A 12,487-nucleotide genomic window follows, 5' to 3' on the forward strand; every position below is an offset into this window, starting at 1 on the left:
GCGACTAGAGCTAGGCAGAAATACCTTTCTTCATGCGGCTCAAGTTCAGCTCCAGGTCGTCGTCTTCCTCGTGGTAGTTGTCGTCGTAGTGCCGGATGCCGGACTGGTCGATGGTTTCCTCGTCGACGCCGTGCTCAAACGTCACGAGCAGGCTGGGCAGCAGAATCAGGTTGGAGAAGTTGGTGATGAGCAGGCTGGCCGACATGAGCAGGCCCAGGGCCTTGGTGCCGCCAAACTCCGAGAAGGCAAACACCGAAAAGCCCAGAAACAGCACAATGCTGGTGTAAATCATGCTGGTGCCGGCCTCGCTCAGAGTGGTGCTGATGGCGGCCCGCACCCGGCGCCCGTTTACGGCCAGCTCCTGCCGGAACTTGGCTAGCAAGTGAATGCTGTTGTCGCCGTCAATGCCCAGCGCAATGCTGAAAATGAGGGCCGTGCTGGGCTTGAGCGGAATGCCAAAGAAGCCCATCAGCCCGCCCGTGAGCAGCAGGGTTACGAGGTTGGGTAGCAGGGTGAAGAACACCGCCCGAATGCTGCGAAACAGGATGAGCACCACCAGGCCCACCAGCACAAAGGCAATGATGAGGCTTTCCTTGAGCGTGCCAATCAGGTACTCGTTGCCTTTGGTGAAGATGATGGTGGTGCCCGTCAGCCGCACGTTCATGCCCGTGCCCATGAAGATTTCCTTGATGCGGGGCTGAATCTGGTTCGAAAGCAGGGTATCGAGGTTGCGGGAGCCGATGTCGGCAATTTTCAGCGAAATACGCGCCTGCTGCATGGTGCTGTCGGTGAAGGAGCGCAGCAGCTTGCTGGTCAGCTGGCCTTCGTTGCTGCTGTCGGCCGACTGAGACCGGGCCAGGTAGCTGAACACGAAGTTCTTCTCGGAATTGTCGGGCAGGCGGTAGTACTCGGGGCTGCCGTTATAGAAGGCTTGGGTGGAGGCTTTCAGGAAGGTTACCACGCTCACCGGCGCGGTCAGCACGGGCTGGGTGCGCAGGAAGTTCTCGAGTCGGTCAATCTTTTCCAGGTTCTTGAGCTTGAGCAAGCCTTTGGGCCGGCCCGTGTCCACCACTAGTTCCAGGGGCATCACCCCGTTGAAATGCTGCTCAAAGAACTTCAAATCGGCATTTACCGACGAATCCTTGGGCAGGTCGTCCACCATGTACGACACCGACTGCACCTTCATTACCCCCAGCGAGGCCAGGGCTACCATGGCCGCCGCCGCCAGGTACACCGTACCGCGCCGCTCCAGCACCAGGTACTCGAAAAACTCCAGCAGCTTGGTTAGGGGCTTGGCTTCCAGGTGCTCCAGCTGCTTGGGCGTGGGCGGCGGCAGGTAGGTAAACACGATGGGCATCAGGATAAACGACACCGCAAAGGCCACGAAGATGTTGATGGTGGCCACCGCCCCAAACTGAAACAGAATGGCAATGTTGGTGAAGCAGAACACCACAAACCCGATGGCCGTGGTGGTGTTGTTCATCAGCGTGACCAGCCCAATCTTGCGCACCACCCGCGCCATAGCCAGCACCTGGTTGCCCGACTTGCGGTAGTCGTAGTGGTAGCGGCTGAGCAGGTAGGTGCAGTTGGGGATGCCGATGACGATGATGATGCTGGGAATCAGGCCCGTGAGCAGGTTGATTTTGTAGCCCAGCAGCACCATGGAGCCCACGCACCACACCACCACCACCAGCACAATCAGCAGCGGAAACACCACCGCCGACCACGTCCGGAAAAACATGAACAGCGTCAGGGCCATCATCACCACGGTCAAGGCCACGAACAGCTTCATTTCTGAGGCTACCTTGGTGGTCATGGTGGCCCGCACGTAGGGCAGGCCGGCGTAGTGCATCCGGATGCCGGTTTTCTGCTGAAACCGTTCGGCGTGGGCCAGAATCTCGTTCATCACGGCCTGGCGCCGGCTGGAGTTCAGGTACGTAGGGTCGAGGGTGAGGGCCAGCAGCGTGGCGCCGGTGGTGGGCGAAATCAGCTGGCCTTTGTAGAATTCCTGGGCATTCACTACCCGCATCAAAGAGTCCAGCTCAGGCTGGGTTTGGGGAAAGCGCTGGAAAATGGGTACGGCCCGGAAGCTGCGCGTGGCGGTATCCTTCTCCAGCCGCGGCAGGCGCGTTACACCCAGAATGCCGTTGACGCCGCGCACCTTGCTGAGCGTGTCGGTGAGGGCGCGCAGCTCGTTGAACGTGCCCAGCCGGTACACCGAGCTGTCCTGCATGCCCAGCACCAGCACGTTGCCATCCTCGCCAAACTGCTGTTTGAACCGCTGGAAGTACACCATGTCCGGGTCGTCGGGCGAGACTACCTGGGCGAAGTCGTAGGTCATTTCGACCTTACGGGCCTGCCAGCCCATAAACACGGTAATGGCAGCCAGCAGCAGAATCAGTATCCGCCGGTTCTTGATAACAAACAGGGCCAGGTTGCTCCACATAGGCTGCTCAGCGGCAAACAGGCAGGGTACGCGGGGCAGGCAGAAGGCTGGGTATTCGGCCAACCCGAAACGCCCCCTCCTCTCCGCTGCCGCCTCCTACACTGCTTAAAATGCCGCAAAGGTACGGAACCCGCGGGAGCTAATTCCGGGAGTTTCACCTCCTAACGTGCTGATCCTAAACTCAGCCGTATAACCCAGGCGAAAAGCCCAGGATTTTTTATTCAAAATATAGACAACATTTTGTATCTAGCAACTGTAATAGCTACAACTTCAACAAGTTGACTTTTTGATAATTGTACAATTGCATGTTGAGGTAGTTTTATTCGAGCCCCATGACCTTGTACCACTCCGCGGAAGCTTCTCTGACCTACCACCCGGCTTCCGGCACGCTGCACCTAAGCTACAACGCCACGCGGCTGTCGGTGTCGTTTGGGCAGGCGTACCAGCGAGCTTTGGAGGAGATGCTGGAGCATAATGTCGGCAAGCTGCTGCTGGACCTTAAGCGCAACGCCCCACCCACCGACGACACCGACCATCTGCTGCGTCCCCTGGCCGCGGCCCTGCCCGAGCAGCTGGAGCGTCCTCTGTTCATTGCCGCCGTCGTGTCCGAGGGTCAGTATCAGTACCAAATCGGCAACTCCCTGGCTACCTGCACCCTGCCCCCACCCCAGGTCGAGTTCAACTACTTCACCTCCCGCCGCGACGCTACCCAGTGGCTGAATGAGAATTGAGCGGTTAACGCGGGAATACCGCCAGCCGATCAGGCCATAGCTCAACCCAGCATACTTCAGGCTGCTGAATAGCGTGCACTACCGCCGGCCACTGCTGTTGCAGAAAGATCCATAAGTTACGTCGGCTCATGTTACCTACTCGTAGTCTGATGACTTTGGGTGGGCATTGTTGCTGTACTCGTGCTACGAAATCGGTGTCTTTCGTAATAATTGTCTGCTGATTCTGGCTTGCATATTCCCACACCTGCGTGTCTGACCAAGCCAGATCAGGAATTTGCTCGTAATCCGGCGTATTCCAAAAAGCCATTCTGTGCGGGAGGTTGGCATCTATTAAGTACTTCATCATGCAGCCCGTAACCTAACAGGATGATGCTTGTTAGGCGGCGTGACCTACAAAATCCTGATGAGCTAGGTTTTCGGAAGCAAAGTGCAAACAGGCCTGCACGTCGGCTGCCTCAAGGAAGGGATATGACTCTAAAATATCCTCCACTGTATCACCAGCAGCCAGGAACTCTAGCACCGTCTGCACCGTCAGGCGCAAACCCCGAATGGTAGGCTTACCATTGCACAAGTCGGGGTCAACGGTAATTCGGTCGTGGATGTAACGCATAGCTGAAGTAGTAAAAGGCTCAGCAAGATACGCAAACGCCCCGCACCGTGGCCACGATGCGGGGCGTTACTGGTTATGCAGCTAGTGAAAACCTACAGCTGCTCGAAAATGCGCGAGAAGCTTACGGCCTCGCCGATGTAGGCACGTAGCTCCGAGATGGGCATGCGCACCTGCTCGCGGGTGTCCCGGTCGCGCACGGTCACGGTGTTGTCTTCCAGAGTCTGGTGGTCGACGGCTATGCAGAAGGGTGTGCCGATGAGGTCCTGGCGGGTGTAGCGCGTGCCGATGGAGTCCTTTTCCTCAATCACCAGCCGGAAATCGTGGCGCAGGGCGTTGTAGATTTCGGTGGCTTTGTCGGGCAGACCGTCCTTTTTCACCAGCGGGAAAATGGCGGCCTTGATGGGCGCCAGGGCCGGGTGCAGGCGCAGGAGCTTGCGGGTTTTGGTTTGCTGCTTGTCGCCCTCGCCTTCCGTAATGACTTCCTCCTGAAAGGCCTGGCAGAGCGTGGCCAGAAACAGCCGGTCGGCGCCCACCGAAGTTTCCACCACGTAGGGCACGTAGTTGCCGTAGGGCTTGCCGGTTTCGGGGTTGATATCGTTGTCGAAGTACTGCTGCTTTTTGCGGCTCAGCGCTTGGTGCTGGGTCAGGTCGAAATCGGTGCGGGAGTGGATGCCCTCGATTTCCTTGAAGCCGAAGGGGAATTCGTACTCGATGTCGACGGCGGCGTTGGCGTAGTGGGCCAGCTTGTCGTGGTCGTGGAAGCGGAGCTTGGCGGCGGGCAGGCCCAGGGCCTCGTGCCAGCGGCGGCGCGTCTCCTTCCACTGCTGATACCACTCCATCTCGGTGCCGGGGCGCACGAAGAACTGCATTTCCATCTGCTCAAACTCCCGCATCCGGAAAATGAACTGCCGGGCCACAATCTCGTTGCGGAAGGCCTTGCCAATCTGGGCAATGCCAAACGGCACCTTCATCCGCGCCGACTTCTGCACATTCAGAAAGTTGACGAAAATACCCTGAGCCGTTTCGGGCCGCAGGTAAATCTGGCTGGAGTCGCCGGCCACGGCCCCCACTTGCGTGGAAAACATCAGGTTGAACTGGCGCACCTCGGTCCAGTTGGCCGTCTTCGACACGGGGCACACAATCTTCTCATCAATAATCAACTGGCGCACCCCGGCCAGGTCCTCGGCCGTGAGCAGGCGGCCCATTTCGGCCAGCAGGGCGTCGGCGCGGTCTTTCTGGCCGGCGTTTTCGCATTCGGCAGCTTTTTCTTCCAGCAACACGTCGGCGCGGTAGCGCTTCTTGGAGTCGAGGTTGTCGATGAGCGGGTCGGAGAAGCCGTCGACGTGGCCGGAAGCTTTCCAGGTGAGCGGGTGCATGAAGATGGCCGCGTCGATGCCCACCACGTTCTGGTTGAGCTGGGTCATGGCCCGCCACCACAGCTGCTTGAGGTTGTTTTTCAGCTCCACGCCGTTGGGGCCGTAGTCGTACACGGCTGCCAGGCCATCATAGATTTCCGACGACGGAAACACGAAACCGTACTCTTTGGCGTGCGACACGATATCGGCCAGGGTGCTTTCGGCCGTGGCGGGGTTCTGCGGGTTGCTCATGAAGGAGTAGTTGGTAGTGGGTAGGTGGTAGTAAGAAGAAAGGATGTTCTGTGGTGTAGGTTATGGTTGCAGACACACGCCGCCTGCATCTAACTACCTACACCTACTACCATCTACTTACTACCAAGTCGCAAAAGTAGCGGATGCGGGGGCTTGTGCCGCGCGGGGCCTCAACTTGTTGTGAATGGCTGCGTTTAGCTGCCCGAGAGTACCGGGCCTCCATCTTGTCGGTAACAATTTCATAATCTTGCGCCCCCTTGGGGCGGCCCTACCTTTGATTGCCGAAACTGAATTTCCACCAATTCCCCCTCTATGTTTGGCTTAGAGCCTCATGTGCTGCTGCTGCTGCTGGCCTGTCTGGTAGCCGCCTGCGCGTTTGAATTCGTCAACGGCTTCCACGACACGGCCAACGCCGTGGCCACGGTTATCTACACCAACACCCTGCGGCCGTGGGTGGCCGTTATCTGGTCGGCGTTCTGGAACTTCATCGGGGTGCTCACGGGCGGCATTGCCGTGGCCATGGGCATTGTGTACCTGCTGCCCGTCGAAAGCCTGGTCGACCAGAACGTGTACCACGGCATTGCCATGGTGGGCGCCCTCATTATCGCGGCCATCATCTGGAACGTGGGCACCTGGTACTACGGCCTGCCCTCGTCGTCCTCGCACGCCCTGATTGGCTCCATCCTGGGCGTGGGCATTGCCTTCAGCTTCCTGCCCGATGCCAACAACGCGGCCGTCAACTGGAGTAAGGCCGGCGAAACCGGCGCCGCCCTACTTATCGGGCCGCTGTTTGGCTTTTCGCTGACCATCTTCCTGATGTTTTTGCTGAAGCGCTTCGTCAACAACAAAACCATCTTTAAGGAGCCGCACAAGCGCAAGCCCCCACCCCTCTGGATTCGCCTTATCCTGATTGTGACCTGCACGCTGGTGAGCTACTTCCACGGCTCCAACGACGGGCAGAAGGGCGTGGGCCTGATCATGCTCATCCTTATCGGCATCGTGCCCACCTTCTACGCCCTCGACCACACCAAGAACCCCCTGGACATGCGCGACTCGCTGGTGCGCGTGGAGCAGGTGCTGCAAAAGGTGAACGTAGCCGACCTGAGCGCCAAAGACCGGCAGGCCATAGCCGACATCAAGGTGCAGACCGACGCGCTAGACCAGATTTTTGCCGGCAAAACCCGCGTGGAGGAATTACCCCAGAACGCCCGGTTTGAAATCCGCAAGGCCATTTTGCTGCTGGCCAACAAAACCAAAACCATTCAGAGCAGCGAAAAAGTAAGCCTGAGCACCCAGGACCGGACCACGCTCGACGCCGGCATCGAGGACATGAAAAGCTTCACCGACTACGCCCCTTGGTGGGTGCTGCTTATCGTGTCGTTGTCGTTGGGTATCGGCACCATGGTGGGCTGGCAGCGCATCGTGAAAACCATTGGGGAGCGAATCGGCAAGGAACACCTGACCTACGCTCAGGGCGCCTCGTCGGAGTTGGTGGCAGCCACCATGATTGGGGTTAGCTCGGGGCTAGGGCTGCCTTCGTCCACGACGCACGTGCTGTCGTCGGCTATTGCGGGCTCCATGGTGGCCAACCGCGGCATTAAGAACCTGAACCCCCAGATGGTGCGCAATATTGCCCTAGCCTGGGTCCTGACCCTGCCCGTGACGATGGCTTTGTCGGGCGGACTGTTCTTGCTATTCCGGGCTATCCTGCCCTCGTAAGGCATCTTGGAAACAGACAAAAAGCCGCCCCATAGCTGGGACGGCTTTTTTATTGTTGACCTTCTACTAAAAGGAGTCTGCTTTCGGGAAGGTCGCTTCAAAATGAAGCAAAAGCCCGGCAACGCACTGAACAGCTAGCTACTTATCCACTTATCAACACCGAAACGCATGGGATTTGTGGATAACCCACGCCTAAGCCGGCCATTGCACTTCCATGTCATCGTTGATAAACACCCCGAAGTTGACAAATTGTAGCTCGCCCTCATCGAAATATAGGTCTATCATTTCCTTTTCGTAGGAGATGCGCATCTCGCCAGTGTCCATTTTCTCGGTCTCGCTCTGCTCGTGGCCGTGGCGGCGCATGAGGGCGTCAACCTCCTCGGGGCTTTTGCTGTGGATGGCTTCGCCGTAGAGGCGCATACCGGGATGGTCGGTTTCGATGCAGCTTAGGCGGTAGTCGTCTTCCCGGTCGAAGTACAGGGAGTAGCCTTCTTCGAGGTAGTTCCAGGCCTGGTGCTCGAACTCATCGTCCTCTTCCGACTCTTCAATTTCTTCGGGCTCACCCATCAGGGCGCGCACTTCGTCCATGGTAGCCCCGAACTTGAGGGGGCCCATGCCCACACCAAGCACGATTTCATTTTCTTCGGTGGAGGCGGCAGATTGGGAGGGCGTTTGCATATGTATGGGGGTTGGAGGATACAGAGAAGAGAGAGGGCAAAGGTAGCGGCCAGGGCTTCACTTGCCGTAGCGGGCTTCAAATTCGGCCTGCTGGCGCTGATAGTCGGGGTGCTGCTTGGCCTGGTCCCACTTCTGCTTAAAGATGATGGCGGCTTCCACCTTATCGGGGTCGGGGCTGTCGGTGCGGGGCAGCTCGGGGCGGCCGTGGCTGCCGCTCTGGCCTTTTTTGTCGGCGGGCACGGGGCCGTCGTACTTCTTGCCGCCGCGGTGGTTGGCGTAGCGCCGGGCCCGCGTAAAACCCATCTGCAGAAACTTACGGGCCATGTCGGCGCCCACAAAGTCGCCGGCCTCTAAATAGGCCTCAAACAGCGCGTAAATCTTGTCGGCCGACTTCTGGGCCACGTCGGGCGTGCGGAAGCGCCAGTGGGGCAGGATTTCGCTTTTATACGGCTGCACCAGCAACACGCCCTGCTCGCCCTTGCCCACGCGGTAAAGCTCGGGATGCTGGCGGAAGTCAACGGTGCGGAAATCCAAGGTGTAGTCGAACGGCATGGCAACAGCAGGTAGACGGGAAGCACCCGCCGCTGTATACGACCAGAATGGGCCCACGGCTACCTGCTCCACAGGAACAGCCGCCGATTTCGGGCTCAATCCACCGGCTTATGTGGATAACCTGTTGATTATAAGCTCATCCTTCAGCCGCCAAGCCGAATCCCTTCGATACGTACGCCACGCCGAAGCCCCTGGTGCAGGCTGTGGGCAGTGGCCGGCGCTGGGGGCGCCGGACTGCATGGCCGGGCGCCCCCGGCACAAGGCACTCCGCGAGAGAATCGCGCCGGCTTTTTCCGAGGGCCGGCCCAACGCTTTTCCACAGGTTAATAACTTTTAAGATTCTTTTTTTAAAAATTCTCTCTTTGTCCCCCGTCGTTAGGGCTGTGTATAAGTGGATAAGAAAAACAGGTTATGCACAGCGGGGATAATATGTGTACAATGGTGTAGTTATGCACCGTCTGTCAACAGGGTATGTGAATAATAATAGTCAGTCTATCAATATGTTATAACGGTTTTTCACAATCCACAGCAGTTGTGCACAAATCCACAATTCACAGCCTGGGGCCAGTGTGAATTGCGGAATTTTCGGGGGAAACTTATCCACGCTTATCCACCACAGCTACCCCCTCTCGCCCAGCTGTACCGGCTGCGGATGCGCCAAAAAAACTTATGCGCAATTTCTCCACGGGTTATCCCCATGTTTCCCCTGTATTATCCACAGATTACGCCCCGCAGCATTCCGGCAGTGGAAAAGTCTGTGGATTACCAATGGGAAACCGAGCAAACACCTCCGGCCGGGCTTTCCGGAGCGGTCCGGCTGGGTGGATAACGTGGATAACCCACCGGTTGGTGGACTGGAAGCAGCTCTGGGAGCCGTTGGCGGAGGCTTGTGCAACGAAAATGCCCAACCTTGCCGGAAGGTCGGGCGCTAAGAGCGAGTGAGAATGCAGGACCTTAAAACTGCAAGGCTTCTACCTGGTCCCAGTTGGCCCGGATTTCCAGGGGCTTGGGCAAGAGGTACATGGGCTCGGCGGATTGGCGCAAGCTGGGGTCGCCGCCCTGCCAGCGGCCGTCCTGGTTGGCGTCGATGAGCACGCGCAGGCGGTAGGTGCCGGGCGCCAGGTGATTGAAGCGGTAGGTGCCACGAGGACTGGGCAGAGCCGATACAACTTGGCCGTTGGCGTCGAGCAGCTGCACCTCGTAGCGGGTGTGACGCGTGCTGATGGGGCCGCTGAGCGTGCCCGTGGTGGCCTGGTCCGTAACCCGCAGCCGCAGAGGCCGCAGCCCCAGCGACTGGCCCGTGATGCTGCGAATAGCGGTGCTGTCGAGTGCCAGCGTCACCGTCTGGCGAGCCGTGGTGTTAAGCTCCACGGCCAGGGTGCGCCGGTCGGGGCTGAGGGTGCCATCCTGGGGCAGGCGCAGGGGCCGCCGCTTCACCGAGTCTTCTACCAGCGTGCCGAACGACTTGCTGGCGGCGGCCAGCTGGATAGGCTCGTTGAACTGAAACCGAACCTGGCCCTGGCGGTAGACTTCGCGCGGGGTGCCTTCTACGGTGTACGCCGGGCCGCGCCGGGCCGGGGCCGTGCCCTGGAAGCGCACCGCCACTGTGTCGCGGCCCACGTTACCGGCGCTGTCGGTGGCCGTGAGCAGGTAGCGGCCTTCCGCAAGGGCCGGCGTGCGGTACAAGGTCACGGTGCGGCCTTTGTCGGCCAGCAACAGGGCTTCGGTGAGGGCCGGCGGGGCGGTGGCGGCTCCCAGCGGGAGCAGCTGGGCCTGGGTCAGGCCCTCGTTGTACGACACCTGAAAGTCGGTGGGGCCGGGTTTCTGGGTGGTCACCAAGGGCCGGCGGGCATCGGGCCGGGTCAGGCGCAGGCGCAGCGTGTCGAGGCCGGGCCGAACCAGGATGGGCTCGGGCAGGTAGGCGATTCGCTCCCCTTCGTCGTAGCGGGTGTTCTGGTTTTTGTCGGCCAGGGCAAACAGGCGGTAGCGGCCTTCCTTCAGGTTCTGGAGGCTGAAGGCGCCCTGCTTGTCGGTGCGGGCCAGGTAGGTGGGGCGCCCACGCCGCACGTTGGCCGTATCGGTTTCGGGGTAGAGCACCACGGCCGCCCCGGCGGCGGGCTGCCCGCTGAGCAGGTCCGTAACCGAGCCGCGCACCGAGCCCGAGTCGAGCTGGGCCCCAGTGCTGAAGCTGACGACTGCCCCGCGAGCCACGTTGCTTTCGGTAATGTCGCTGATGGCCTCGCCGAAGTTGAAGGAGTAGGTGGTGTTGGGCTCGAAGGGTTTTTCAAACACCAGGCTTACCGCATTGCGCTCCTCCCGCAGCTTGTAGGGGTTGTCTTCGCGCAGCAGCGGGGCTACAATTAGGTTTTTGGGCAGGTCCTTCACCTGCACCTGCTCCGAAAACTCCAGCCGCACTTCCTGGCCCCGCACGTTGCGGGCCCTGTTGGCCGGCACGCTGCGCACCAGCTCCGGCGCCTTGGTGTCGCGGGCCCCGCCCTCGGGCGAGCTGATGGCCGCGCAGCCACTTAGCAGCGTGGCGGCAGTAAAAGCAACTAGAGAAGAAACAGTGCGGGCAGTTAGGAGCATAGGAGCACGTAGAACGAAAAAACGCCGCGTGGATTACGCGGCTGTAGCGCGAAGCTCCTGCTTCGCGCATCGTTGAACAGATGGCAGAAGGAGTTACTGAGGCTATTTGGGAAAACCGAAAGACCGTCCTGCTTCATCTGACGTCCGCGCAGCCGGAGGCGGAGTCGAACCGAAGGTCGCCGTAGGCAAGCATATCTCCCGCTTCGTTGCAATGGTATTTGATTACCCCCGGTAGAGATGCTTCGACTGCGGCTGCGCACCCTGGCTTGATGCGCCACATGCTCAGCATGACAGTTACCACTCCAACATCAGCACGCGAGATGCTTCGCTTCCGGCTGCGCGGACGTCAGATGAAGCAGGACGGTCTTTCAGCTTTCTAAATAGTTCTACTAGCAGCAGTATCGCTCCAACGCCTCGCGAAGTAAAACTTCGCGTTACATGGTGGCAGGTCGTGCCGGGGCTCTGCGCAATCCGCAGTATCCGCGTATTCGGTGATTATCGTTTGCGGGCCACGTAAATCAGGCTGGAATACTGCCCGTCGTGGGTGGCGGCGTAGCGGTTCGACTGGTAGCCGGCCTTGAGCACGGCGAGCAAGCCGCCGCCCCGCTCGGCGCGGTGCTTTTCGCTGAGCATGCTCACGTAGTAGGCATCCAGGGGCATGGGCAGCACCTGCTGCACCTCCAGCTTGTGCTTTTTCAGCAGCTGGGTCATGGTGCGGGGGCTGAAGTGGTAGAGGTGGCGGGGCACATCGTAGGCGGCCCAGTCCTGGCGGTAGTGCTGGGCGTCGAGGCTGTCCACGTTGGGCACGGCTATCAGCAGGGCGCCGTCGGGCCGGAGCAGGTTGATGAGCTGGCGCAGGGTATCGTTCAGCTCGTGCACGTGTTCCAGCACGTGCCAGAGCGTAATGGCGTCAAAGGTTTCCGAGTCGAATTCCGAAAGGCCTTTGGTGCCGATGGGCTGGCCCACACGCTGGCTGGCCTCCTGCCGGGCGCGAGGGTTGGGCTCCAGGCCGGCCACTTGCCAGCCGTTGGCTTTAGCTGCCGCCAGAAAATGCCCCGTGCCGCAGCCGTAATCCAAGAGGCGGCCCTTACGCGGAGCCTGCTGGTTCACGAGGGCCACCTTGCGGCGCATGGTAAAAAACCGAGCCACCTTGTAGGCTTGGTTGATGACCCCGCCCGCCCCGCTGTTGTGCGACACGTACTCCTCCGACTCGTAATAGCGCCCAATGCCGGCCGCGCTGGGACGAGGATTCGTGAACTGAAACGTGCACGCCGTGCACTGCTGAATGGCAAAGCTTTCCTTGCTGACCGACTTATCTTCTACGATTAGCTTGTTGCGAAACTCGGTTTTGCCGCACACCGGGCACTTCTCCAGACGCTCGTAAATCACAGATTCTCGCTGATTGTATGCTGATGACGCTGATTTAGGCGGTATGGATGCTAGGTCGCGCCAACCGCCCCGCGAAGGTACGAAACCCCAACGGCTGCGGAATCCAAAAGGAAACAGCAGTCATGGTCTTGATTAGAGTAGGCAACTAGCCTCTATATGCTTCTGAGCC

Annotated in this window: 10 protein-coding genes; 2 read left to right on the plus strand and 8 right to left on the minus strand. The window is 59.6% G+C overall.

Annotation, left to right across the window (positions count from 1 at the left end; all coding sequences use genetic code 11):
• Positions 1-10 precede the first annotated feature (10 nt).
• Complete coding sequence (locus OIS53_RS14705) at positions 11-2,446, minus strand: efflux RND transporter permease subunit (RefSeq protein WP_264679325.1); 2,436 nt, start codon at positions 2,444-2,446, stop codon at positions 11-13.
• Positions 2,447-2,778: 332 nt separating this feature from the next.
• On the opposite strand from OIS53_RS14705, the gene OIS53_RS14710 reads away from it, so the two are divergent.
• The gene (locus OIS53_RS14710; protein WP_264679326.1) at positions 2,779-3,177 is read left to right on the plus strand and encodes a hypothetical protein; all 399 of its coding nucleotides are present in this window, start codon (positions 2,779-2,781) and stop codon (positions 3,175-3,177) included.
• Positions 3,178-3,181: 4 nt separating this feature from the next.
• Here OIS53_RS14710 and OIS53_RS20510 read toward each other — a convergent pair whose 3' ends face one another.
• The 3 genes from OIS53_RS20510 to OIS53_RS14720 form a co-directional block, all read right to left on the minus strand.
• Complete coding sequence (locus OIS53_RS20510) at positions 3,182-3,523, minus strand: DUF5615 family PIN-like protein (RefSeq protein WP_413775164.1); 342 nt, start codon at positions 3,521-3,523, stop codon at positions 3,182-3,184.
• A 30-nt stretch (positions 3,524-3,553) separates the two neighbouring features.
• Entirely contained in the window at positions 3,554-3,787 is a 234-nt protein-coding gene (locus tag OIS53_RS14715) for a DUF433 domain-containing protein (RefSeq protein ID WP_264679327.1), read from the minus strand.
• A gap of 92 nt (positions 3,788-3,879) precedes the next feature.
• Positions 3,880-5,394, minus strand: a complete 1,515-nt coding sequence (locus OIS53_RS14720; protein ID WP_264679328.1) for a glycine--tRNA ligase — start codon at positions 5,392-5,394, stop codon at positions 3,880-3,882.
• A 312-nt stretch (positions 5,395-5,706) separates the two neighbouring features.
• Between OIS53_RS14720 and OIS53_RS14725 the strand changes: the two genes are divergently transcribed.
• Positions 5,707-7,113, plus strand: a complete 1,407-nt coding sequence (locus tag OIS53_RS14725; RefSeq protein ID WP_264679329.1) for an inorganic phosphate transporter — start codon at positions 5,707-5,709, stop codon at positions 7,111-7,113.
• Between the two features lie 192 nt (positions 7,114-7,305).
• Here OIS53_RS14725 and OIS53_RS14730 read toward each other — a convergent pair whose 3' ends face one another.
• From OIS53_RS14730 to OIS53_RS14745, 4 genes are all read right to left on the minus strand, one after another.
• A complete protein-coding gene (locus tag OIS53_RS14730) occupies positions 7,306-7,791 on the minus strand; it encodes a hypothetical protein (RefSeq protein ID WP_264679330.1) in 486 nt (161 codons plus the stop codon).
• Positions 7,792-7,848: 57 nt separating this feature from the next.
• Positions 7,849-8,343 carry a DUF4385 domain-containing protein gene (locus OIS53_RS14735; RefSeq protein WP_264679331.1) on the minus strand — a complete coding sequence of 165 codons (495 nt, stop codon included), beginning with the start codon at positions 8,341-8,343 and terminating at the stop codon, positions 7,849-7,851.
• Positions 8,344-9,297: 954 nt separating this feature from the next.
• Positions 9,298-10,929 carry an Ig-like domain-containing protein gene (locus OIS53_RS14740; protein ID WP_264679332.1) on the minus strand — a complete coding sequence of 544 codons (1,632 nt, stop codon included), beginning with the start codon at positions 10,927-10,929 and terminating at the stop codon, positions 9,298-9,300.
• 495 nt (positions 10,930-11,424) lie between these two features.
• The gene (locus OIS53_RS14745) at positions 11,425-12,318 is read right to left on the minus strand and encodes a class I SAM-dependent methyltransferase (protein WP_264679333.1); all 894 of its coding nucleotides are present in this window, start codon (positions 12,316-12,318) and stop codon (positions 11,425-11,427) included.
• Positions 12,319-12,487 lie beyond the last annotated feature (169 nt).

Origin of the sequence: Hymenobacter sp. YIM 151500-1, from assembly GCF_025979885.1 — a bacterium.
Taxonomy (GTDB): domain Bacteria; phylum Bacteroidota; class Bacteroidia; order Cytophagales; family Hymenobacteraceae; genus Hymenobacter.

Excerpts from the sequence above, each read along its gene's own strand:
- OIS53_RS14705 (WP_264679325.1), bottom strand. The coding sequence starts at position 2,446 with ATGTGGAGCAACCTGGCCCTGTTTGTTATCAAGAACCGGCGGATACTG.
- OIS53_RS14710 (WP_264679326.1), top strand. The coding sequence starts at position 2,779 with ATGACCTTGTACCACTCCGCGGAAGCTTCTCTGACCTACCACCCGGCT.
- OIS53_RS20510 (WP_413775164.1), bottom strand. The coding sequence starts at position 3,523 with ATGATGAAGTACTTAATAGATGCCAACCTCCCGCACAGAATGGCTTTT.
- OIS53_RS14715 (WP_264679327.1), bottom strand. The coding sequence starts at position 3,787 with ATGCGTTACATCCACGACCGAATTACCGTTGACCCCGACTTGTGCAAT.
- OIS53_RS14720 (WP_264679328.1), bottom strand. The coding sequence starts at position 5,394 with ATGAGCAACCCGCAGAACCCCGCCACGGCCGAAAGCACCCTGGCCGAT.
- OIS53_RS14725 (WP_264679329.1), top strand. The coding sequence starts at position 5,707 with ATGTTTGGCTTAGAGCCTCATGTGCTGCTGCTGCTGCTGGCCTGTCTG.
- OIS53_RS14730 (WP_264679330.1), bottom strand. The coding sequence starts at position 7,791 with ATGCAAACGCCCTCCCAATCTGCCGCCTCCACCGAAGAAAATGAAATC.
- OIS53_RS14735 (WP_264679331.1), bottom strand. The coding sequence starts at position 8,343 with ATGCCGTTCGACTACACCTTGGATTTCCGCACCGTTGACTTCCGCCAG.
- OIS53_RS14740 (WP_264679332.1), bottom strand. The coding sequence starts at position 10,929 with ATGCTCCTAACTGCCCGCACTGTTTCTTCTCTAGTTGCTTTTACTGCC.